The sequence below is a fragment of the Mucilaginibacter kameinonensis genome, from assembly GCF_003675385.1.
GTDB lineage: Bacteria > Bacteroidota > Bacteroidia > Sphingobacteriales > Sphingobacteriaceae > Mucilaginibacter > Mucilaginibacter kameinonensis.
The window spans coordinates 445,668-469,200 of sequence record NZ_RCWZ01000002.1 but is presented as its reverse complement, the minus strand read 5'-3'; the positions used below and the strand labels follow the sequence as shown (position 1 = coordinate 469,200).

General features: G+C 42.6%; 24 protein-coding genes. 13 read left to right on the top strand and 11 right to left on the bottom strand.

Annotated elements, in window-relative coordinates; translation table 11 throughout:
- Positions 1-5: 5 nt before the first annotated feature.
- Positions 6-1,217 carry a FecR family protein gene (locus tag EAH55_RS09035; protein WP_121809338.1) on the bottom strand — a complete coding sequence of 404 codons (1,212 nt, stop codon included), beginning with the start codon at positions 1,215-1,217 and terminating at the stop codon, positions 6-8.
- Between the two features lie 279 nt (positions 1,218-1,496).
- On the opposite strand from EAH55_RS09035, the gene EAH55_RS09030 reads away from it, so the two are divergent.
- The 5 genes from EAH55_RS09030 (at position 1,497) to EAH55_RS09010 (ending at position 9,509) form a co-directional block, all read left to right on the top strand.
- Positions 1,497-3,923: an ABC transporter permease gene (locus EAH55_RS09030; RefSeq protein ID WP_121810025.1), complete on the top strand. Its 2,427-nt coding sequence runs from the start codon at positions 1,497-1,499 to the stop codon at positions 3,921-3,923.
- 213 nt (positions 3,924-4,136) lie between these two features.
- Positions 4,137-6,524 carry an ABC transporter permease gene (locus tag EAH55_RS09025; protein WP_121809337.1) on the top strand — a complete coding sequence of 796 codons (2,388 nt, stop codon included), beginning with the start codon at positions 4,137-4,139 and terminating at the stop codon, positions 6,522-6,524.
- Between the two features lie 107 nt (positions 6,525-6,631).
- Positions 6,632-7,678, top strand: coding sequence for an SDR family oxidoreductase (locus EAH55_RS09020; protein WP_121809336.1), 1,047 nt, complete (start codon positions 6,632-6,634; stop codon positions 7,676-7,678).
- Positions 7,679-7,735: 57 nt separating this feature from the next.
- Complete coding sequence (locus tag EAH55_RS09015) at positions 7,736-8,563, top strand: helix-turn-helix domain-containing protein (RefSeq protein WP_121809335.1); 828 nt, start codon at positions 7,736-7,738, stop codon at positions 8,561-8,563.
- 145 nt (positions 8,564-8,708) lie between these two features.
- Entirely contained in the window at positions 8,709-9,509 is an 801-nt protein-coding gene (locus EAH55_RS09010) for an SDR family NAD(P)-dependent oxidoreductase (RefSeq protein WP_121809334.1), read from the top strand.
- Positions 9,510-9,533: 24 nt separating this feature from the next.
- Here EAH55_RS09010 and EAH55_RS09005 read toward each other — a convergent pair whose 3' ends face one another.
- Both EAH55_RS09005 and EAH55_RS09000 read right to left on the bottom strand, forming a co-directional pair.
- Entirely contained in the window at positions 9,534-10,115 is a 582-nt protein-coding gene (locus EAH55_RS09005; RefSeq protein WP_112567766.1) for an RNA polymerase sigma factor, read from the bottom strand.
- Between the two features lie 284 nt (positions 10,116-10,399).
- The gene (locus EAH55_RS09000; protein ID WP_121809333.1) at positions 10,400-11,497 is read right to left on the bottom strand and encodes an acyltransferase family protein; all 1,098 of its coding nucleotides are present in this window, start codon (positions 11,495-11,497) and stop codon (positions 10,400-10,402) included.
- 187 nt (positions 11,498-11,684) lie between these two features.
- On the opposite strand from EAH55_RS09000, the gene EAH55_RS08995 reads away from it, so the two are divergent.
- Positions 11,685-12,071, top strand: coding sequence for a VOC family protein (locus EAH55_RS08995; protein WP_244228134.1), 387 nt, complete (start codon positions 11,685-11,687; stop codon positions 12,069-12,071).
- Between the two features lie 260 nt (positions 12,072-12,331).
- Complete coding sequence (locus tag EAH55_RS08990; RefSeq protein WP_121809332.1) at positions 12,332-12,721, top strand: response regulator; 390 nt, start codon at positions 12,332-12,334, stop codon at positions 12,719-12,721.
- A gap of 29 nt (positions 12,722-12,750) precedes the next feature.
- Here the strand turns inward: EAH55_RS08990 and EAH55_RS08985 are convergent, their stop codons facing one another.
- The 3 genes from EAH55_RS08985 to EAH55_RS08970 form a co-directional block, all read right to left on the bottom strand.
- Positions 12,751-13,002, bottom strand: coding sequence for a hypothetical protein (locus EAH55_RS08985; RefSeq protein WP_121809331.1), 252 nt, complete (start codon positions 13,000-13,002; stop codon positions 12,751-12,753).
- A gap of 47 nt (positions 13,003-13,049) precedes the next feature.
- Positions 13,050-14,006 carry a TPM domain-containing protein gene (locus EAH55_RS08980; protein ID WP_121809330.1) on the bottom strand — a complete coding sequence of 319 codons (957 nt, stop codon included), beginning with the start codon at positions 14,004-14,006 and terminating at the stop codon, positions 13,050-13,052.
- A 346-nt stretch (positions 14,007-14,352) separates the two neighbouring features.
- Positions 14,353-15,291 carry a sugar phosphate isomerase/epimerase family protein gene (locus tag EAH55_RS08970; RefSeq protein WP_121809329.1) on the bottom strand — a complete coding sequence of 313 codons (939 nt, stop codon included), beginning with the start codon at positions 15,289-15,291 and terminating at the stop codon, positions 14,353-14,355.
- Positions 15,292-15,432: 141 nt separating this feature from the next.
- On the opposite strand from EAH55_RS08970, the gene EAH55_RS08965 reads away from it, so the two are divergent.
- The gene (locus tag EAH55_RS08965; protein WP_121809328.1) at positions 15,433-15,828 is read left to right on the top strand and encodes a hypothetical protein; all 396 of its coding nucleotides are present in this window, start codon (positions 15,433-15,435) and stop codon (positions 15,826-15,828) included.
- Positions 15,829-15,830: 2 nt separating this feature from the next.
- On the opposite strand, the gene EAH55_RS08960 is transcribed toward EAH55_RS08965, so the two are convergent.
- Positions 15,831-16,244 (bottom strand): VOC family protein, encoded by a 414-nt coding sequence (locus EAH55_RS08960; RefSeq protein ID WP_208644819.1) that lies wholly within the window; start codon positions 16,242-16,244, stop codon positions 15,831-15,833.
- On the bottom strand, positions 16,234-16,668 hold the full coding sequence (locus EAH55_RS08955; protein ID WP_162996793.1) for a hypothetical protein: 435 nt from the start codon (positions 16,666-16,668) through the stop codon (positions 16,234-16,236). The genes EAH55_RS08960 and EAH55_RS08955 overlap by 11 nt, the downstream gene beginning before the upstream one ends.
- A 256-nt stretch (positions 16,669-16,924) precedes the next feature.
- On the opposite strand from EAH55_RS08955, the gene EAH55_RS08950 reads away from it, so the two are divergent.
- From EAH55_RS08950 to EAH55_RS08930, 5 genes are all read left to right on the top strand, one after another.
- Positions 16,925-17,260 carry a hypothetical protein gene (locus tag EAH55_RS08950; RefSeq protein WP_162996792.1) on the top strand — a complete coding sequence of 112 codons (336 nt, stop codon included), beginning with the start codon at positions 16,925-16,927 and terminating at the stop codon, positions 17,258-17,260.
- Between the two features lie 105 nt (positions 17,261-17,365).
- Complete coding sequence (locus tag EAH55_RS08945) at positions 17,366-17,788, top strand: secondary thiamine-phosphate synthase enzyme YjbQ (RefSeq protein WP_121809325.1); 423 nt, start codon at positions 17,366-17,368, stop codon at positions 17,786-17,788.
- A 167-nt stretch (positions 17,789-17,955) separates the two neighbouring features.
- Positions 17,956-18,657, top strand: coding sequence for an NUDIX hydrolase (locus EAH55_RS08940; protein ID WP_112567744.1), 702 nt, complete (start codon positions 17,956-17,958; stop codon positions 18,655-18,657).
- A gap of 213 nt (positions 18,658-18,870) precedes the next feature.
- The gene (locus tag EAH55_RS08935; protein ID WP_121809324.1) at positions 18,871-20,736 is read left to right on the top strand and encodes a tetratricopeptide repeat-containing sensor histidine kinase; all 1,866 of its coding nucleotides are present in this window, start codon (positions 18,871-18,873) and stop codon (positions 20,734-20,736) included.
- A gap of 106 nt (positions 20,737-20,842) precedes the next feature.
- The gene (locus EAH55_RS08930) at positions 20,843-21,715 is read left to right on the top strand and encodes a creatininase family protein (RefSeq protein ID WP_121809323.1); all 873 of its coding nucleotides are present in this window, start codon (positions 20,843-20,845) and stop codon (positions 21,713-21,715) included.
- A gap of 118 nt (positions 21,716-21,833) precedes the next feature.
- Here EAH55_RS08930 and EAH55_RS08925 read toward each other — a convergent pair whose 3' ends face one another.
- The 3 genes from EAH55_RS08925 to EAH55_RS08915 are packed head-to-tail and all read right to left on the bottom strand — an operon-like array spanning position 21,834 to position 23,340.
- Positions 21,834-22,529, bottom strand: coding sequence for an ATP-dependent Clp protease proteolytic subunit (locus EAH55_RS08925; RefSeq protein ID WP_121809322.1), 696 nt, complete (start codon positions 22,527-22,529; stop codon positions 21,834-21,836).
- A 12-nt stretch (positions 22,530-22,541) separates the two neighbouring features.
- Positions 22,542-22,814, bottom strand: a complete 273-nt coding sequence (locus tag EAH55_RS08920; protein ID WP_162996791.1) for a hypothetical protein — start codon at positions 22,812-22,814, stop codon at positions 22,542-22,544.
- A complete protein-coding gene (locus tag EAH55_RS08915; RefSeq protein WP_121810022.1) occupies positions 22,795-23,340 on the bottom strand; it encodes an RNA polymerase sigma factor in 546 nt (181 codons plus the stop codon). Before EAH55_RS08915 ends, EAH55_RS08920 begins: the two co-directional genes overlap by 20 nt.
- Positions 23,341-23,533 lie beyond the last annotated feature (193 nt).

Sequence of the window (23,533 nt, the reverse complement as noted above, 5' to 3'; positions counted from 1 at the left end):
TAGATCTATTGCATAACGGTGATCCTCCTTCCTGTAATTTTAAAATGCACATTACTTATCTGTTCAAGGTTTTTCAGCAGATCTGTTATGCTTTTTGAGCGGGTAAACGTACCACCAAAACGTTGGTTAGCAAAGTTGCCCTGGTATTCAATATCTGCATCATACCAGCGGGATACCTTTTTCATGATATCCACTATATTATCATCATTAAACATGAAATAGCCGTTTTTCCAGGCCATCGCTTCGTTTATATGCGCCTTTGAAACCGCTATGGTATTTGCGTTACCGCCTATCACTGCCTGCTGCCCCGGTTTTAATAAGGCCAGGCTACCATTTTTGCTGATCTGCACAGAACCTTCAAGCAAAGTGGTGGTCAGATCATTATCATCAGCATAGGCCGAGATATTGAAATGTGTACCCAATACTTTCACTTGCACATTGTTCATCTCTACATAAAAAGGCTTGTCTTTATTTTTTGCTACTTCAAAGTAAGCTTCACCGGTAAGTTTTACAGTACGACTGTTGCCGGTAAATTCGGTTGGATAGCTTAACGACGATGATGAGTTTAACCAAACCTGCGTACCATCAGGTAGTACCACCTGGTACTGGCCGCCCGGCGGTATGGTTAAGGTATTATACAATACGGCGTTAACACCTGCATGGGTGGCATTTGGCAGCACATCATAAACCAACTTACCGTCACCAACTTTATTCACTTTGCATTTTCCATTGCTGGCCAATGCGCCATTAGCCGCGCTATCCAATACTATACTTTTACCTGTTGCCAGCGTTAGGATGGCTTTGTTGCTTCCGGGAACAATTTTGGCCGTGTTATTGGCTGCTATTTCATTTTTAACCGCTCCCATTTTTTGGCGGCGAACAAAGTAAAACCCAACAGACGCAAAAATTAAAACTGCGGCAGCTATTTTAACCCAGCCGGCGTATAGCTTCACTACATTACTTTTCCCGATAACAGGTACGGGAATAATGGCATCATCTTTAAAGCGGGGATCGGCCTTGATATCGGCTAACACTTTTTGCGCACGGGCATTATCAAACCCTGGAGCACCCTCAAGGTTCAGCATTTCTTCGTCAACAACGCCCGATACATCATCCGGATTATTGTTCAGATAACTGAACAACTCTTCACGGTCGGCATCGTTTATAGCGTCGTTAAAATACTGTTCAAGTAAACTCCTGAGCCTATCGTTATTCATGTTTTTGGTTTATATACAAATTCCCCGGGAGGGGCATTTGTGTATAGAACACACAACTCAAAGCATAGGACTACCCGAATGTGAAATATTTTTTTAAAAATTAACCGCTGTCATTATTCACAGCTTATCATACATTCTCGCGACGCTATGGCAGCAATTGATTCGGCTCCGAAAAATCCTCCCCCGTATTCTTAAACCCCTCTGTTTAAGATGAAAAAGTTTTTTTTAGCACATGCAACTACCCCGCACGGCCCGCGTCATTTAACAAAACCTAAGATTATGTTCAAGAACAATTTCAAAATCGCCTGGCGTAATCTCACCAGGAACAGAGCGTCGTCTTTCATTAACATCGGTGGCCTTGCTGTGGGTATGGCAGTATCTATGATGATTGGCTTATGGATATGGGACGAACTATCATTCAATAAATATCATCAAAACTATGACCGCATTGTAGCAGTAATGCAGCGGGAAAAATTTCTCGGCAATATCGCTGTAACAGACCATATGCCTTACCGGCTGGTTAATGAACTCAAAACAAATTACCACAATGATTTTAAGCACATAGTAACGGCAACTGAAACCCGTGAATACTACCTGTCACAAGGTGAAAATAAAATAGCGCAGACGGGGCAATACGTTGAAGCCGCTGCGCCGGAAATGCTAACATTGAAAATGCTCCGTGGCTCTTGGTCGGCATTAAATGATCCGCGTTCGGTACTACTTTCGGCATCTGCGGCAAAAAAGCTTTTCGGTAATACCAACCCTATGGATAAAACGGTGAAAGTGAGCGACACCTGGGATGTACATTCAACCACAGATGTGAAAGTAACGGGGATATATGAAGACCTTCCGCAAAACGTTCAATTTCACGATGTTCAATTTTTTATGCCCTGGGAACTGTATGCGGCTAAAGATACGCGTCTAAGCACAATGGCCTGGGATGATCATCGTTTTTTGATCTATGGCGAGATCTGGCCAGGCGCCGATTTAAATAAAGTATCAGCCGCTGTTAAAGATGCTGAGCTTAATGTGATCAGGCATCTGGACAATATGCGGGACGAGGTTGTGGCAAACCCCGAAATACTGCTAAATCCGATGAAGAACTGGCACCTCTATTCAACCTTTAAGGATGGTGTTGCCGATAGAGGGCCTATCCGGTTTGTGTGGATAGTTGGCATTATCGGTGGTTTCGTGTTGTTATTGGCATGTATCAATTTTATGAATTTCAGTACCGCACGTTCCGAAAAAAGAGCAACTGAGGTAGGCATACGCAAAGCCATAGGATCGGCCAGGGTACAACTGGTCAGCCAGTTTTTTAGTGAATCCATACTGGTAGCGCTGTTGGCATTTATGATAGCGCTGTTGTTTCTCGTACTTGCTTTGCCAACGTTAAATGATTTGTCGGCAAAGCAAATCGCGCTGCCCTATACCAATATTTGGTTTTGGCTTTTTTGTTTCAGTTTTATCGTATTTACGGGTTTGCTTGCCGGAATTTATCCGGCTTTATACCTGTCTTCCTTCCAGCCCGTAAAAGTTTTAAAAGGGGCATTTCGTGCAGGCCGTATGGCTTCTCTTCCGCGCAAAGTATTAGTAGTGATGCAATTCACGATCTCGATCGTATTAATCATTTGTACCATCATTATATATAACCAGTTGATCTTTAGCAAAGACCGCCCTGTTGGCTACACGCGCGATGGCCTTGTTATAGTACCTATGCAGTCGATTGACTATCAGGGGAAACAGGACGTTCTCCGCAACGAGTTAAAAAATACAGGTTTGGTGACCGAAGTAGCTGAATCAGAAAGCCCGGTTACAGGGATTTCATCAAATAACGGCGGCTTTAACTGGCAAGGTAAGGCCCCCGGTGTAGAAGAAAAATTTGGGACGCTAACTGTTACAGCAGAATACGGAAAAACAATTGGCTGGCAATTTAAAGATGGCCGCAACTTTTACGCCGGGTCTGTGGCGGATTCGTCCGGTTTCGTGATCAATGAGGCTGCCGCAAAGTATATGGGCTTCAAAAACCCGGTAGGCGAAACCATCCATTGGAAAAGCAAATGGAACAATGTTGATAAGGATTATAAAATTATCGGTGTAATAAAAAACATGGTGATGGAATCGCCTTACGATGCGATAAGGCCTGTTGTTTTCCGCCTGGGAGGTAACCCCAACTGGATTTTTATCAGGATAAGTCCGCAGGCAAGCGTTAGTAAGGCATTGCCCCAAATAGCCGGCGTTTTCAAAAAAATCGTCCCTTCCGTTCCTTTTACCTACAGCTTTGCCGATGAAGACTATGCTAAAAAATTTACAACCGAAGAGCATATCGGCAAGCTGACAAAATTCTTCTCTTGCCTTGCCATTTTCATAAGCTGCCTCGGGCTCTTCGGCATGGCAATGTTCATGGCCGAACAACGCACTAAAGAAATTGGCCTGCGCAAAGTATTAGGTGCTACTGCATTCACGCTATGGCGGTTATTGTCAAAGGATTTTGTGGCGCTGGTAATTATTTCTATCATCATAGCAACACCAATGGCCTGGTATTTTATGTCGAAATGGTTGCAAGGTTATCAATATCGTATACAGATAACCTGGTGGGTATTTGTACTTACAGGTATAGGCGCCGTCCTGATCACCTTACTTACAATAAGCTATCAAACCATTAAAGCCGCACTGGCAAATCCGGTAAAGAGTTTGCGAAGTGAGTGATTCGTGGCAAAAAGTTTGGAGCATCAGGGCGCTACCCTATTACACTTACGCTAATTATAATCTGTAAAATTACCGATCAAAAATGCACGGTTGCTGTTCTCTTTTGATACACTTACAAAAGTTCAAAAATCATTCAAATAACTAATAATCAACAACATAATCAATTGGCATCATATTTACGAATAATTTCGTATAATTTAAAACTTCCCGGTTATGATCAGAAATTATCTCAAAATCGCTTTGCGCAACCTGGTGAACAATAAAGTTTACAGCGCTTTGAATATCATAGGTTTAGCTACAGGTATGGCTGTAGCCATGCTCATTGGTTTGTGGATTTATGCCCAGGTTTCGTACGATCGCTTTTTGCCAGGATATCAGCTGGCTTACAGGGTAAAATTCAACGTAAATAATAACGGGGAGATCAACACTGTTGGCTCTACAAATTTACCCCTTGCCGATGCCTTAAAAAAAGACTTTCCGGAGATTAAATATGTAGCGCAAACAGACTGGATGGGTTCACACCCGCTTATGGTTGGCGATAAAAGGATAAACGTTAACGGAGCAATGGCCGGCAGCGATTTCCTGAAAATTTTTCAGTACCCGCTTATAAAAGGCAATGCGGATGCTGTGTTAAGCGATCCATATTCTATTGTGTTATCACAGGCCACCGCCACAGCATTATTTGGCAAAACGGAAGCCGTTGGTAAAATGGTAAAGATTGATAATTTTCATGATCTGCGGGTTACCGGTATCCTGAAAGATGTGCCAGCCAATTCAACCTTTCAATTTAGCTTTGTTGTACCTTTTACATATTATTCAATTACTAATGATGAGGTTAAGCAATCGCTTACCAATTGGGACAATAACTCGTTTCAAACTTTTGTTGCATTACAGCCCAACGTATCATATGCCGAACTGGCACCCAAATTAAAAGGGGCTATGGTTAGGCACAGCCCCCAATATTATGCACAAACCAAGGCCGAGCTTTTCCTGGAACCGCTGAAAGACTGGCATTTATTTTCAGAATACAGAAATGGCACGGTATCGGGAGGCTTGATAGATTATGTGAGGATGTTCGCGCTCATCGGCACGCTGATCCTGATCATCGCTTGTATCAATTTCACCAATCTGGCTACCGCCCGATCAGAGAAGAGGGCCCGTGAGGTTGGTGTCCGTAAAGCCATTGGCTCCAGCCGCAAAAACCTGATCTTCCAGTTCCTGACCGAATCCATGACTTTAACCTTCCTGGCCTTTTTGTTATCACTACTTTTTGTTTCCCTGGCATTACCCGTTTTCAATAACCTCACCCATACAGAAATCAGCATTCCATTCACTAATGGTACTTTCTGGTTACTTATGATGGGCTTTGTTATTTTAACCGGGCTCCTTTCAGGTGGGCGACCTGCTTTTTACCTCTCATCCTTCAACCCTGTAAAAGTTTTAAAGGGAACTTTGCAAACGGGCAAAGCGGGTAACCTTCCGCGCGAGATCCTCGTGGTGCTTCAATTTACCTGTTCTATAGCGCTCATCATTAGCACTATGGTTATTTATCAACAAATAAATCATGCCAAAGACAGGCCCGTAGGTTACGACAACAACCGTTTGGTGATGACCGATGCCACCGGCGACCTGACACGTAATTACGATGCTTTCAAGAATGAAATGCTGGCATCCGGCATGGTGAGCAGTGTTACCAAATCCTCAAGTCCTGTTACCGATATCTGGGCCAATAATAGCGTAACAGACTGGTCGGGCAGGTTACCCGGCGAAACATTGAGCCTTGCTATCATTGGCGTATCTGATGCTGATTATTTTAAAACGCTGGGCATGAAAATAGAGCGCGGGCGTGATTTCACCGGCAACCTTGGGGCCGATTCTTTGAGTGTGATACTCAATGAGGCGGCTGTTAAACGCATGCGATATAAATCTCCTGTTAACGAGGTTATCACTTGGCATACCGTACAGCAGCGGGCTACAGTAATCGGGGTAGTTAAAGATGCCTTAATGGCTTCGCCATATTCAAACTCGGTACCAACTATCTTCATTTACCAGCCAAGCTGGTCGAGCGTGGTAACATACCGGCTTGCTCCAAAAGTAAATACCCATACGGCATTGGCTAAGCTTGCCCCGATATTCGGTCGTTATAATCCAACCATTCCTTTTCAGTATAGTTTTGTGGATGAAAGCTACGCCTCAAAGTTTGATTTTGAATCGCTTATAGGGAAGCTGGCCGGTTTATTCGCCTCGCTTGCCATTGTGATTTCCTGCATAGGCCTATTTGGCTTAGCAGCCTATATGGCCGAAAAACGCACCAAAGAGATTGGTATCCGGAAAGTATTGGGCGCCACCGTACCACAGGTTTGGATGCTATTATCTAAGGAGTTTATAATTCTTGTGGTCATCAGTTGCCTGATAGCAAGTCCGGTTTCTTATTACTACCTCAATGCCTGGCTGTTAAAGTATCAATACCGCATCAGTATTGGGTCAGATGTATTCCTGTTAGCCGGAGCAGGGGCTATCATGCTTACTTTGCTAACCATCAGCTTTCAGGCTATAAAAGCAGCGTTAATGAATCCGGTAAAAAGTTTAAGAACGGAGTAAGCATGATTTAAACAAACGTGGCCTTTTAAACAAAGCATCTTAGGGCTTTTAAACAAACCTGCGTGTAGCTATTTGCGAGAACTTTGCATTATAAATTTTTAATGCAAATGACAACAACAAATTTAAATAGCAATACCCAGGTACTGGTAACGGGCGGCTCAGGCTTTATCGCGGTATACTGCATTCTGCAACTTATTGAAGCAGGTTACAAGGTTAAAACAACCGTACGTTCATTAAACCGTGAGGCCGAAGTACGCGATATGCTTAGGACCGGCGGCGTTGAAGCTGGGGACCGTTTATCTTTTATAGCTGCCGACCTGAGCGCTGATGCCGGCTGGGCCGAAGCGGCTGAAGATTGCACATACGTGATACATGTAGCCTCTCCTACCCCGCTTAAAGGCTACAAACATGAAGACGAAATGATCATACCCGCAAGGGAGGGTGTATTAAGGGTGCTGAAAGCGGCCAGGGATGCCGGTGTTAAACGTGTTGTGTTTACTTCGGCATTTGGCGCGGTCGGCTTTGGCCACAAACCACGCACTACCCCATTCAATGAAAACGACTGGACACCGATAAATGATAAGGTACCGGCTTATCAAAAATCAAAAACACTTTCAGAAAAAGCCGCATGGGAGTTTATTAAAACCGAAGGCGGGGGGCTGGAAATGGCTACGGTAAATCCGGTTGCGGTTGCAGGCCCTGTTTTGGGCCCCGATTATTCGCATTCAATACAACTGATACAGAACATGCTATTTGGCAAATTAAAAGGCTGCCCGAGAATAAACACTGGTTTAGTAGATGTACGTGATGTGGCTGATCTTCACTTACGGGCCATGACCAACCCGGCAGCAAATGGACAACGTTTCCTGGCAATTTCGGGCGAAAGCTTATGGACTATTGACATAGCACGCATTCTGAAAAGACGCCTGGGGCATCATGCAGATAAAGTTACGGCGAAAAACGTGCCTAACTGGCTAATACATTTAACCGCCCTGTGGAACCCCACCGCAAAAGTTATCGCGCCTATGCTTGATCAAAACATGAATGCCACAAGCGAAAAAGCACGGCGCCTACTTGGCTGGTCGCCCCGCCCGGCAGAAGAAGCGATTGTTGCTACTGCTGAAAGCCTGATACAATTGGGAATAGTAAAATAAAGCTTTCAGCTTTATGCATTTTGCTTTCAGCCTCAATAAATAGCTATTTTTACATTAATGGAACAACCGGGAGCGGCCAGCAGGTCGATGGTATTCGTATCCTGTAAACGGGAAAAGCATTACAGTCGGGAAGTGATCCTTCCGTGGCATGCATTGGTGTGCGTACTATCGGGCGAAATGAGGATCGCTTCGGCCGACCGGCTATTTGTTTTTCATTCGGGAGATATCATCCTGTTGCCGCGTAACCAGTTGGGCAGGATGAGTAAAGTGCCCCTAAACGGAGAGCTTTTTAAATCGATATCTATCTGTTTCCCGCAGGAAGCATTACAGCGCTATTACGCCACGCTTACGCAGGTTCATGTTACCCCGGCAGAGCCCGAGGTTAAATATTTCGATCAACATCCGCTACTCGAAAGCCTGTTTGGGTCTTTACTCCCCTATTTTGAAGTGGCCGATGATTTGCCTGAAGAGATAGCGAACATCAAAATAACCGAAGCAATTGCGGTGCTTCGTTCCATTGATAAATCGGTTGATAACTTGCTGGGACATTTTGAAGAGCCCGGTAAAATTGACCTGACCGATTTTATGGAGAAAAATTACATGTTCAACCTCACCGCTGCAAGATTTGGGTACCTTACCGGCAGGAGCTTAACCACCTTTAAACGAGACTTCAAGAAAGCCTTCGGCAATACTCCTGAAAAATGGCTCACCAAAAAGCGGCTGGAAACCGCCCATTACCAAATAGTTGAACAAAACCGCAAACCATCCGAAGTGTACTTTGAATTAGGCTTTGAAAACCTCTCGCATTTTTCATACGCTTTTAAAAAGCAGTTTGGGTATAATCCAACGCTTTCAAAAAGTAAAAGGGAGATAAGTGAAAAGTAAGGTTAATGTATGCTGACACTCCGGTTGGTATTGTCCTAAACCCGCCCTGCATTTGTCATCTTAGCGCCCTCCGGAAAGCAATATTTTAAATTATGTTTGTTATGTAATCTGGCATTTCAGATACCATTTCTTATCAAAAAATATCATGATTCTGAAAAACAAAAACGCGGTGATATACGGGGCCGGTGGCTCGTTGGGTGGTGCAGTGGCAAAGGCACTTGCGGCTGGCGGTGCAAAGGTGTTTTTAACCGGCCTCAATCAGCAATCCATCCAAAAGGTAGCGGACGAAATTATTGCTTCCGACGGCTTAGCCGAAACAGCCATTGTGGACGCCTTTAACGAGGCTGCGATTGAACAGCATTTACAGCAAATGGTAAGTATAGCCGGTACAGTTGATATTTCTTTTAACGCGGTTGGTGTTGATGTAGTACAGAATATCCCCCTTACCGAAATATCTGCCGACGATTTTGTAAACCCCATTACCCTAACCATGCAAACCCGTTTCATGACCGCAATTGCAGTAGCCAGGGTGATGATGAAGCAAAAATCGGGAGTAATTTTATCACTTACTGCTACGCCGGCAGGTATCGGCTATCCGCTTACAGGCGGCTTTGGTCCGGCTTGCAGTGCTGTAGAAAGTTTTTCGCGTACACTTGCTTCCGAGCTGGGCGTTTACGGGATCCGAGTGGTTAATATCCGTTCAGGTGGTTCGCCGGATTCCAGGGTATTTAAAAGCGCTATTGATGCCATGCCGGATGTTATTGATCCCATCATCAAAAAAATGGAAGGCGATACCATGCTTAAAAAGTTACCATTAATGGCCGATATTGCCAATACAGCGGTTTTCCTGGCCTCTGACCTGGCAGGACAAATAACAGGCGTCACTATCGATGTAACCGGCGGTACAACGGCAGCATTAAATTACAGGGTAAACAGACTTGATTGAAAGGTTTAGGTGAAGGGTGTGCCTTTAATTGATCCAGAAGAACAAGGCAAGCATAAAAATAAGGTCGGAGTATTGCAGTTGCGATTTGAGGGTTTTCAATGCCTCAACCATGTGGTTTTTTACTGTGTTTGGCGAAATCTGCAACTGATCGGCTATTTCTTTGTGGGTGAGATGTTCTACCCTGCTTAAACGGAAAATAAGCTGTTGCTGACGTGGAAGCTTATTGATGATCCGCTCGGTAAACTGCTCCAGATCGCTTACCAGCAAATCTTCTTCCGTATCGTTATGAACAGTTGCTATGTGATTTACCAGCTTACCGGAAAGCTCCCGCGACTGGCACATTTGCCTTAGGGAGTTTAATGAGAGGCGCTTGGCAATAACATAAAGGTATAGCCAGATATCGCCCATGGCGTTAAGTTTTTCGCGACTGGTCCAAAGGTTAATAAAACACTCCTGCACTATTTCCTCGCTCTGCTGCGCATCCTTCAGAAAGCGAAAAGCCAGGCGGTAAACCTTACTGCTGTACGTTTCATAAATCAAATCGAAAGCAGCCTCATCACCTGCTATCAATTGTTGGATATGACTGTTGTTAATACTCTTACCCACTGTAGTTTAATATAATTGGTGAGATAAAAGTAAAAAGTAAATTTTAATTTAACATATCAAAAACATGATAATAAATTGAAGTAGTGCTGTTGTAGTGGTACTTTTTTAACAAAGCATTATGCTTTTACAACTGATAATCAGCACCTAATGTGTAAAAACTACACTATAAGACATGTAGAATCTTTTCACGAAAGCTATAATTTGTGGAAAAATAAAACGAAGCCGAATGCATTTTATTGCCCCGAAACTAAAAAATTCCAGTTTGTAAACAACATGTTACTATACTACTGCCCTTTCCGCAGCCCATTCTTCAGATGCTTACGGATAGGGATATCAAGGCAAATCATAATCACGTAAGCCAAACCGGTCAACAGTATCACCCCTACCGGAATCATGGTTATCATCTGCCCCATTGAAGGCTTCTTAGCTTCCAGATAGCTCAAAAACAGCCATAGAAACGGATAGTGGATCACATACAGCGGATAGGAGATATCGCCGGAAAATTTACAAATTTTAGCAAAGCGGGTATGCAGCCCAGCCCCTGCACCAAGCGCCACCAGGAACGGGAAATAAAAGATCACGATAAGCGGGTCGGTTATATGGTTTGTTTCATCTGAAAAAGGTACCAGGAAGACTATTAACAGCATTAACCCGATAACTAAAAAGCCTAAACGTGATTTAATGATAAAGTTTGAACGATACACTAGAATTCCCGCTAAAAAGGAATAGAAAACCCGGATTGCTCCGCCTCCAAAATTATCGCCACCATAACCTACCGCGAGGCATTTTGCCGTTGAGGCCTCATAGCACAGCAAAATAGCTGCAACTACTGTTAACAACCACAATCCTTTATTCCGGATTTTAACCAATACCAAAGCATAAACAATATTGGCAATGTACTCCCAAAATAACGACCATGTTGGCGGATTAAGATGGAATAGGTTAAAATACCGCTCGTGAATAAGCGGGTACGGAATGAGTAAAGAGGAACTCAAAAACATCAGCAAAGTTTGCCCAATACCATAAGTTGCATAAAGATTACTGAACGGATCAAAAACAAAAGCAAGTAACCCAATAACCGAACCAATAACCACCAGTGGGTGCAAACGAATAAGCCTGAGCTTAAAGAACAGCGGGAGGCCTAAACTTTTCAGTTTGCTATCATAGGCGTAAGCTATCACAAAACCAGACAAGCAGAAAAAGAAATCAACCGCGAGATAAGCATGCGCGATAAAGCTTTTATTATAATCAGGAACAACAAATTCCATAAAATGGAATATTACAACCGCGATGGCGGCGATACCGCGAAGGCCATCTAAAATTTCGAAATGCTGTTTGGTTTTTACTACTGGTGGCGCTGCTACAGGTTCTGCTATTTCCATTGGTTATTTAATTCAAACGCCCGTAATTGGCAGGCGTTGCAGGTTAAAACAGCGGCAAACATCAATAAAATAACCTTTCCACTTTTTATCCAAACACCACATTGAGATGAATTGAAGAAAAATTGATACGATTTAAGGCTTATAAGGCAGAAGCTTTTTACTCTGTTAATTCCGAATCGCATTTGCTATGTTTACATACATATACTATCCGCCAAACCATATGGAGTTTTTATCACTTGAGCCCTTCGTACCTTCAGGCAGCGATTTTGAAGGTTCAAAACAGCTTTTCCAGGAACTGGGATTTAAGATTAACTGGGATTCGGGCGACTATATCGGATTTCAAAAAGACAGCTGCCGCTTTATCCTGCAACGTTATGATCAGCCCGATTTTGCTCAAAACTTTATGCTCAGCGTCAAAATAACCGACGTATCGGCCTTCAGACAAATGGTTATAGACAAGCAACTGCCTCAACGCTTTAGTATCCGGATAGGCGAAATCAGTCAGGAAAGCTACGGCAAAGAGTTTAACATTATAGATATTGCCGGGGTTTGCTGGCATTTTGTAGAGCAATAACCTATCGCTATAACAGTTTACCTTTTATAACATATTTTCTCCCTGAACAATTTATAGGTTATAAGAGGTATTATTAACCTAAAATAAAATTGTACAATAATGGGAAAGTGCTTGAAAAAATAAAATCAAAAACCTAATAATCAACCAATTAAACAGCATCACATTTTTCACACTTTGGCTTAATCAGCTGCAGATATCTGCCACTTACAAAATACCATTATAGCTTTTAGCTATATTAGTGGTGATCTAAATCTGACCTAATGGCCAAAACGCTTTTATATATAGATGACAATCAAATAGATATTGCCATTATTAAGGGAATGCAGGAAAAATATCTTGCATTTGACGCTGTAACATACAGTACCAATGCCGAGCATTCTATCCGATATATCAGGGAGCATTTGCAAAATGCAGATGAGCTGCCCGATGTTATTTTTCTTGATCTTTATATGAGCCCGTTCAGCGGCTGGGAATTTCTGGATGAGTTTAAAAAAATACATTCCCTGATAGCTAAAACTATTGAAATTTACATCGTAACCTTCTCAATATTGCCAAAGGACCTGATACGCTCAAAACAGTATCAGCATGTAAAATCATACTATACCAAACCTGTCACCAGGGAAACATTTACAAGTTTCAGGATTAATTAATAACCAACCCTGAAACAAGTGATTTTCTTTTATTTTCCGCTCATAAACCCTATCGACTTAGCTTCCACATGTTTGGTTACTGCACCCTCTATGTAAAGCTGGCCATCTTTAATTTTATAATCGAAGCTACGTTCATCTAACTTATAATCGTCATCTTTAAAAAGATCTTTCAGTTTGGTAAGCAGCTCCTTACGGTCAAACACCGGGCTTATACTTAACTGATCATTAACCGGTTCAAGCGCCACGCCATCTACCTTATATGAAAATATTTTTGACTCCATTTGATAAAGATAGAATTTCTTTCACAAGTCCGCTATCCCGATACAGTTTACCAATCTGAGGTAGAGCCCCCACTACTTGAAAAGCTCCCCTCGGATGAGGATGACGAGCCTCCACTACGTTTATAGCTATCATCAGAATCGTTATTATCATCCGAAGATGAGTCGCCCCAATTTCCCCAGTTAGATGGTTTATTATCTTCTTCATCATCAACCTGTCGGGAACTGCCGGAACTGCTTATAAAAACCGAAGAACTTCTGTTGTTGTAATAATTACCGCCGTGATAATGACGATGCCGCCAGCGCCAAAACCATGAAGGGCGGGAATATGAATAATCATCCGATTCATATACAACCGTTCTATTTCCACGCCCGGTGGTTATTGACTTTATCCCTTTAATAATCAACCACACCAAACCCAAAAACGTGAGCATTGTGACGACACAAACTATCAAAACAATCAAAATAACAGTCCCGTCCGAAACCTTTGCGTTGTCAGGCTTTTCTACTGCTGCCGGTTTATCTGCCTTAACAGGTTCTGGAGGGGGAGGCACAAAGTATTGGCTGAGCCTGCCGACAAAATCATGCAGACCACCATTATAATCGCCTGTCTTGAAGTATGGCTTGATGGCACTGAGTAACCCCTCACGTTCGATTATAGTTAACCGGGCCAGTGCCATGCTATCCAATTCTATCCGTTGTTTGTGCTGATCAATAGCAGCAACATACACGATACCATTATGCGCTTTACCTACATGCCATTTTTTCCCTATAAGTTTTGTGTATTTCTCGATGGTATATTTAGCAGGCACAGTTTTTACCAATACTATAGCGATCTGTACGGTAGACGCTTTTTCGATGCGATAAATTTCTTTATTTAAGCCATAAACCTGATCGGCGGTTAATACATGCGCGAAATCGTTTACATAAGTATTTTTTTGTGGTTTAGGTATTTGCGCAAACACAGACTGAACTAACAGCAATGCGCAAAACAGTATTTTTTTCATGATGATAAGGCCGGTGTCAAATACAGCTCATCTAAGGTAAAATAATTTATTAGCTGTACATACAATCCTGTAAAAACGTATTCTATTTCTTTGGATAGAGCTGTTTGCCCAAATACTTTTTTACCGAATGACCGTATAACAAGCTTTTATCAGATAATGGCTGCCTTTCTGTAACGCTGTTCGATTGGCTGCCAATATCAACCCCAGCCTTATAAGCTTCAGGCACCCATTCTAATTTAAGTTTGCAACCCGCGTTCATACATCCGTTTATTAACAGTTTAAATTTAACAAACATAAATGTAAATACGGCGGGCTGCGCACATTCATCAATTACAAAATGTATTTACTATGCCAAAGCATCTGCTGCAAACTGTCTGCAAATTTTCACCTCTTTTACCGCGTCTGATCCTTCAGGGATCTTATATTCCAACTCAATTGTAGCCGGGAACTTATAGTGGTTATTTTTAAGCAAAGCTAATACCTCTTTTATAGGTGTATCACCTTGACCCCATGGCTGGTTAGGGCCGTCTTTAAACTTGCGGTCTTTAATATGCATGCTGGTTATCCGGTCGTGATATTTTTCGATGAACGGCACCGGGCTGCTGCTGGTACCAGCTACGTAGTGACCGATATCAAGATTAATACCATTATATTTTGACTGACTTAAAGCCGTATCCCAAAGCGTTGGTGTGGCCTGGGTATGGGCATGATAGCCAACCATCATTTTATGTTTTGCGGCTATGTCACCAAGTCGTTTAGTCTGGGCCTCATCAGGCAGTTCAACGGTTACGTGGTTTACTCCAAGGGCTTTTCCCGCGTTAAAGGCATAATCAATTTCAGCATCGGTGTTCTTAGTGCCGAGGGCGTTGGGTTTCCAGGCGTAAATGCTTACACCTGCATTATTGTACATTTTCTTGATCTCCTTAAACTTATCCATTGGGGCGGCGGCACGCCATTCAGCCATCTTCTTGCCAAAAGCAGTCCAATCCTCATTGGCCTCACGCTTGGGCGCTCCGGCGTAAGCTTCAGCAGCGTCACCCATCAATTCAATAGCGCTGATATTGCAGTCGATACAGTATTTCAGCAAATCATCGATAGCGCCCGGCATACTGCGGAATGAGTAGGTGATCACCCCTATCTGCACACCATTAATAAGCGAGTTAGGTTTATCGGCGCTGTTCAAAAAACTACCGGCAAATGATGATTTTGAAAATGCTAAAAATCCGGCTGCTGCAAGCGCGCTATTGCCAATAAACCTGCGCCTTGATAAGTTTTGTTGTTTCATGAGTTATAGGAGAATAGATTGGTTTACACCAAAATACTTAATTAAACCAACGCTGCAAATTATGTATTGAAACTGTTACTATCTAAGGTTACATGTAGCGTTTCTTACCAGCCTTTCGTAAAGCATTATAAACATTAGGATATGAAAAGGCTACTTTTATTTTGCGTGTTTGCCGCTTTACTAAGCTGTAAAAAAGATAAAACACCTAATAATGAACAGCTTATTGGCAAATGGGAGTATCGCGGTTCAAGCTGTTATTGCGCTACTCCTCAAAATTACAATGCTGTAAAACCAGGCAATGGTAACATTATTGTGTTTACGGCAACCACTTATCAGCGATTAAATAAAGATACGCTGAAAAAAAGCGGCACCTACCGCACCCGCAGGTATGATAATGCGCACGAACAGATCATGTTTGATAACGATACCGCGGCCAATAGCATCACATTTTTCAAAATAGATGGTAAGATATTAACATTTTACGGGACAGTCCCTCTGGCCGCCGACGGCCCGGAAGACCATTACGAAAAGCTGTAGGGCTAATTTACAGGCCAGTGAAAACACAGCAAATACCCATCGGGATCAAGCAGGTAAATAGCTTTCCAGCCATAACCTGTAATTTGAGGCTCTTTAAGATGCATGCCATTATCTAATAAATAACTATACAGTTTATCGATATCGGGGTGGCCGAAATACAACGACGTATCCGTATGAGCCGCTATGCGCCGCTCATCTGGTTCTGATGGCTGGTTTGGTTTTTCATACGCGGTGTTAAGCATAAGTTCTATGTTGTTGAGCTTCAGTAACACCCAATCCACATCATCTCTTTCACCCGAGGCTTGTACTACTTCAAAACCCAGCACATCCCGGTAAAAGCCTAAAGCAACAGGCATGTCAAATACCTGCAACAGTGGGGCTAAGCCTTGTATTTGTTTTGTGATGCTATCGTTCATATTCGCCCTCTAATAATTCAATCAAAAATGTCCTGCAACTATTACTCTCTGAATTAAAGCCATATATCACCATCAGGTAAATGAGTGCCAGTATCGCAAATGGCCCCAACGATGCAAAATCAAATTTACCCGATTGTAATGTACTCAAACAACTCATCAACCCTGCAAATACTAAAAACGTTGCCACACCTATTATAATATAAGATATCTCATTATGCATAGCCATAGTTATAGAAACTCTACTCCCTGATTCTGTTGCTTCAAATTTTCCCTTTATTAAAGGAATAAACGAATTGCGACCAACAATTACAGGCTCAATTTTAAACCCATCGGCATTTACATAACCCTTAAAAGTTGCAGGATATATATTCGTTAATTGTTCGAAGAAAGTTACTGAAGAAGCCGGGGTCACTTGTTCTATCATTCTTGATTTTACCTCGTCGAGGTTAAGCGTACTTATAACAAAGAATTTTTCATAGGGCCACCAATTCATGCGTAACGAGTGTGTTTTATTTAAAAATACTAATACAAGTTAGTAAAACCTATTTTATGAAACAGCCCCCCTGCACGAAAACGAACGACACCTGTCTCAGAATGATGCAAGTCTAAAACTCAACACAAAATCAAAATACTGATAATCAACAATATATATACATGGCACTTAATTTGAGTTTATAAAAATGATTACTATAAATGTCATGAAATACGGCAAGCAATTAGAAAGGCGTACGTTTAACCAGGACCGCTTTGAGATACTTATTAAGCGGCAAAAAAACGGTACAGCTACGTTTAACGAGCTTAGTGAACTGGATGAGATTGTAAACCGTGACCCCGAAATCCGCGAAATTGTTTTGGAAGAAATGCAGGACGCGGATAGCCCCAAGCCCCCGGATAATGATCAAATTCAAACTATTGAAAAACCAGTCAGGAAAAGTTTCATTGAAAAAATAAAGGCATTCATTAACCGGCTATTTACTGCCGAAACTGTAAGCATAAATCCCTCAATTGTTGCCTGATCGCCATAAAACAAACAAATAATTTTAATAACGCAAGCCACTCAAAACAAAAACGGAACAATCTTTATAGATATGTTTGCAGCATCGTTATAAAGCACACTGTTTATGAAAATTGTTCAGCAAATGCTTCAGCTCAGGGAACGCAGAAGGGGTTTTCACCTCATCACCTCCGAAGTGGCCAATGCACTACCCCAGCTACATGAGTTTAAAACCGGCATTTGCCAGGTATTTATACAGCATACTTCGGCCTCATTAACCATTAATGAAAATGCCGACCCAACCGTACGGCAGGACTTTGAAATGTACTTTAGCAAAGCTGTGCCAGAAAACGACCCAGACTATTTACATGATGACGAAGGGCCCGATGATATGCCCGCGCATTTGAAGGCGGCTATGTTGGGCAGTTCGGTAACTATCCCTATCCGCAACGGCAGGCTTGCCTTAGGTATGTGGCAGGGTATTTATCTGTGCGAACACCGTAACCATGGTGGCAACCGCATGCTGGTGATAACCGCCTGGGGAGAATAAAATAATTATAAATAGCATTTATGATTGTAAAAAGGACAATTAATTTACACATTTGACTAACTATTGTAAATTAATACTTTTTTAACCGGTATAACCCTGCAAATTTGTCGGCTTATATCAAATGTTATTTTATATTTGTTTTTACCATAAAATTATTACTGTTATAAATGCTCAAGTACTCCAAGCAAACAAGGTTATTATTAGCTGTTGATTGTATCATTTTTGGCTTTGATGGCGAAGTTTTAAAAATTTTACTGATAAAAAGAGGTTTTCAGCCTGAAAAGGGAAACTGGAGTTTAATGGGCGGCTTTGTTCAGCCAGATGAAAGCCTTGACCAAAGTGCCAATCGCATCCTTAAGCAGCTAACCGGCCTGGAGGGCGTGTATCTTGAACAGTTATATACTTTTGGGCAACCCCAGCGCGATCCTATTGAGCGCACAGTATCCGTAGCGTACTTTGCACTGGTTGATATCCATAAATACGAAGCCCAGATCAGCGACGATTACCAGGCCGAATGGTTTCAGCTTAAACGTGCCCCCAAGCTGATATTTGACCAGCAGGAAATGGTTGAGCAAGCCCGCAAACGCATTCGCTATAAGGCGGCTATGCACCCTATCCTGTTTGAGCTTTTGCCTACCAAATTTACCATTCCTCAATTACAAACCCTTTACGAGAGTGTGTTTAATACCACTATTGATAAACGTAACTTTAGCAAAAGGGTACTGGCCACCGGCTTGCTTATCAAACTGGCTGACAAAGACAAAGCAGGCTCAAAACGCGGTGCTTATTATTACCAGCTAAACATGCAAAACTACTATGCCAAGTTCCAGGCGTTTATGAACTTTATTCCTAATCCCGATTCTTTATAGCCTTTGCAGGTAAAACGTTCAACTTAAACTAAATAATATATCAACAATATCTGCAGTTTTATACCTGCCGATAATTGGATAATGCTGTGCAACAGTTTAATTAACCGTAGCCAATGCCTATTTTATTTAATATTTTCCAACCATACTGTTTTTTGATACGTATAACGGTTTAGGCTAAATTTAAACCCAAAGCCTGTTTGCTGATATCCGTTGATGAAAAAAACCGTAAGCTTCTTAGTATTGCTGCTTCTTGCTGTATCCGTGTGTTTCGGCCAGTCGAGGGAGGTTAATAAGCTAAAAAAAGATCTGCCTTTAATTCACGATAGTACTAAGTATGTAAACGCGCTTAACCGGCTGGGCATGCTGATGTACGAACAAAACATCGACAGCGCTTTTTACTATGCTAAAAAAGCCAGGAGCATAGCCGAGCGGCTTAACTACAAAGCAGGCAAAGCCGATGCCCTCAATGCTATAGGTATTGTTTACGATCTGAAGGGTAACCTACAGCTTTCACTGCGTTATTACAATGAAGCTTATAACCTGTATAAAGAGTTAAATGACACCTCAAACACGGTACAGGGACTAATGAACATTGGCCTGGTATTTAACGAAAACCGGGAGGATAAAAAAGCTATTAACTTTTTTAAGCGGGCGATAAACATAGGTAAAACCCTGCAACGCGATTCTATCATGTCGTTGGTATTATGCAACTACCTCCTCTTGTACCCGGAACAGATCCCTAAAGATTCGGTTGAAATTTATTTAGATAAAGCCCGCGAAATAGGCACCCGGTTTAAAGATAACCGGATGCTGGTGGAAGCCGACCAGGTGCAGGGTTTACTTTACCTGCAAAATAACGAGCGTGAAAAAGGTGCGGCTCTGCTACAAAAGGCTGTAAATAATGGCCTGGCTATGGAACTTTATTACCTGAGCCTTGACATAGTAATGAACCTTGGTGACCTGTACCTGGAACCTAATATCACCAAAGCCATCGAATACTATAAACAGGGGCTTTCTATTGCCGAAAAGAGCGGCTATCATTATTACGAAAAGATCTTCGGAAAAAAACTGTATGATATCTACATTGCTCAAAATAACCTGCCTGAAGTACAGCGTTATAGTTCAAAACTGTTGAAGTTATATGACGATGAAGAGAAATATACCAATACATCGGGCTTTGATTATATTGATTATGCCCTGAAAGACCAGCAACTGGAAGCCATCACCATCCGGAGCCAAAACAGACAGGTACTGGCTATAGTACTGGGAATTCTATTTGTAATTACCGCTATTACAGTAATTTTCACCTATCGCCTGTATCGCCTAAAGAAAAAGCACGGACAAACATTAGAAGAGCTTAACCGAACCGTTCAGCTCCGGAACGAGAAGCTGGAAATAGACCACGAATTTAACAACCGCCTGGTGTCTATTCTCGCTCATGATTTCAGGCAGCCTATAGGTGCGCTTAAAACATTGGCAACGGTATTAAAGGATGCTGATTCGTTTACACGAGATGAGTTAATGGAACTGGTGGATACCATGGAACATTCATCCAATATTTCGCTGGAAATTTTTGAGAACATTCTACAATGGATCAAGCAACAACTATCCGGCTTTGATTATAAAGCCGTTCCGCTACCATTAAAGGAACTTATTGATGAGGCCATTCAACCTTTTAACCTGATAAGCGAAGATCATAAGCTTAAGCTGATAAATGCAGTTGATCCCTCAATTATTATTCATGCCGATAAAGAACTGGTACAGTTTATACACCGCAACTTTATACATAACGCCATCAAGTTTTCGCCCGATAATTCAACCGTTACCATAAGCGCGTCGAGTGATAAGGATGTAACCGTTTGTGTACAGGATGAAGGCAAAGGTATCTCTCCCGATAAGCTTCAACTGCTGTTTAATTTTAAAGCCAATATGCAGTACAGCAACGAAAAAGAAAAAGGCGCCGGCGTAGCCCTTATGATCTGTAAGGATTTTACCGAAAAAATGAACGGCCGCATTTGGGTGGAGAACAACAGGATAAAGGGCGCGGCCTTCTGCTACTCCCTGCCTAACGTTCGCTGATATACTATTGTAATTTTTAAATTACCCACTGGTAAGCAGTAATTTAAGTTCGTAAATTTCAGGGGCAAATACTTTTGCTATAAACCTGTTATAAAACCTATAATTTATGAAAAAGCACTTATTACTGTTTGCAGCGTTGCTGCTTTCTGCTTATTCCTTTGCCCAGCAAATACCTGCCCGCTGGGACGAGCTTGTTGCTTCTGATTTTCCGGCAGCACTCGAAAAATCTTCAAAAACCTGTATCCTGCCTATCGGCATCCTGGAAAAACACGGTCCCCACTCCCCGCTCGGCACCGACCTGATCCACGTGCGCGAATGGGCGGCACACGCGGTTAAATCTGAATATGCTGTGGTATTCCCCGATTATTTTTACGGGCAGATCAATGAAGCCCGCCACCAGCCCGGAACATTCGCCCTGCCAAGCAAAGTGATTTGGGATTTGCTGGAAGCCACCTGCGACGAAATTGCCCGCAATGGCTTCGATAAAATAGTGATCCTGAACGGGCACGGTGGCAACCCGGAGTTTATCCAGTTTTTTATGCAGTCGTTACTCAACAAAAGGCATAATTACGCAGTATATTTTTATAACCCGCATGGTGCCGATAAAGAATACACAGATCAATACCGCAAAATGCATAAATCGGCAATTGAGGGCGATCAACATGCCGGTGAAAGTGAAACCGCATCAATGTTATACTATCGCCCTGATTTAATGAAGATGGACAGGGCAGCATCGCAATCTGGCGAAAACCAACACCGTTTAAACCTAACCAATGTTTATACGCCCATCTGGTGGTATGCTGCTTACCCTAACCACTACGCCGGCGAAGGCGCTAAAGCCACTCCCGAGTTTGGCAAATTTATAGCAGAACATGAAATAGCCAGTTTTATTCAGGCCCTTAAAGCAATCAAGGCGGATACCAACACCATTAAACTGCAAAACGAGTTTTTTGATAAGGTGGATGCGTTGAATAAGTAAAAGTTAGATAAAAAAAATGTCATTGCGAGCGATAGCGTGGCAATCGCACGGAAGCATATCCGCCCTGTATAGCATGCGATTGCTTCGTCGTTCCTCCTCGCAATGGCATTTTTTAATGTTACTCCTCCTTCCCTCCCAACACCTCATCTATCATTCCAAACGCCTTGGCTTCTTTGGCAATCATCCAGTAATCCCTGTCAGATACCTCGTGGATCCGTTCATAGCTTTGGCCGCTGTGTTTGGCTGCTATTTCATAAAGTTCCCTTTTCATTTTGGCTATCTGTATAGCAGCTATTTCAATATCCGACTCCTGCCCCTGAGCTCCGCCCGATGGTTGGTGAAGCATCACCCTTGAGTGTGGTAACGCTGCCCGCTTGCCGTGGGCACCGGCACAAAGTAACGTGGAAGCCATGGAGGCGGCCATGCCGGTGCAAATGGTAGCAACATCGGGCGAGATAAATTGCATGGTATCATAGATCCCCAGCCCGGCGTATACCGAACCACCCGGCGAATTGATATAGATCTGGATATCCTTTTTGGCATCGGCCGATTGCAGGAACAGTAATTGCGCCTGGATAATGTTGGCCACCTGTTCATCTATCGCAGTACCCAGGAAAATAATTCTGTCCATCATCAGCCTCGAAAAAACATCCATTTGCGAAATGTTCATCTGGCGCTCTTCCATAATATAGGGCGTCATACCCATGTTTATTTTGCTGTTATTTACCTGTCCGATAAACCTGTCGACATGCAAACTCTGGACACGGCGATGCCCTACCGCGTATTTGCGGAACTCATTTTGATTGATATTCATAAAATTTAGCTTTTAGCGTTTGCGAAATAAACGCATGATCTTTTGCCTGAAACCTTCGTGCTCGGGCTGACTGAATAGTTTTTGATGTACCGCTTCTATCTCCTCCCGGAGGCTATTTCGGCCATATTGCTGTACCAGGTTAAGGGTTTGCTTATGCCACATCACCTGCTGTTTAAGTTCGGGATTGATGATCAGTTTAGCCTCAAACAACAGCGTCTCATCGGGCGCTGCCTGCCCAAGCACATGATCATCAATTGCCTTTATCTCATTCAATGAAGTCCTCATAAGCCAGTGATTGTTCTTTTACCGTTTCCCTTACTTTTTCAATGCACTTGTACTTCTGCACAGTAGCTGAGCGCTCGCTTCCATAGCCAAATAAACCTGCGAGCTCATTCATAGATAACTTGTGGTAGTAGAAAGCACTTAGCAATTCCATGCACTTTTTACCGGCAGTTTCCAGGTAACGCATCAGTTTATTGGTCGATGGTTGTTCGTCGGTTTCATCGCGTATGTCAAACCCGTAACTATCAAGCGGCAGATTGTTACCATCATCCCTGAACTTTTTAAACCAAAGGTGTTTGGCTATACCCAACAGGTAAGCTGTTTCAGTGGTATTTAAGGAAAGTACGCCGGCAGTTGTTTTCTCATAATAGATAACAAGCGCATCCTGAAACACATCTTTTGCATCATCAAAAGAGCCGCCCATTTTACTTACATATTTTGCCACCGCCGGGAAAGCGCCTTTGTAAAGCGCCGTAATGAGCTTTTCCCTTTGCATTACCAGTTCGTCAAAAACTATCTCATTTGCCATGATCATTGCGTTTAATAGTAAGTGCGCAAAACAGATGATATATCACCGTGAATTTAGAAAAAATATTTCAGGAGTGTAAATCCCCTCTTGAGAGGGGGGTGCGAGGGAATGAGCGAGAGCGAGGGGGGGCTGCTACAAGCCTATCAAAGCATAAACACCCCCTCCGCCCCTCTCAAGAGGGGAATCGCACAAT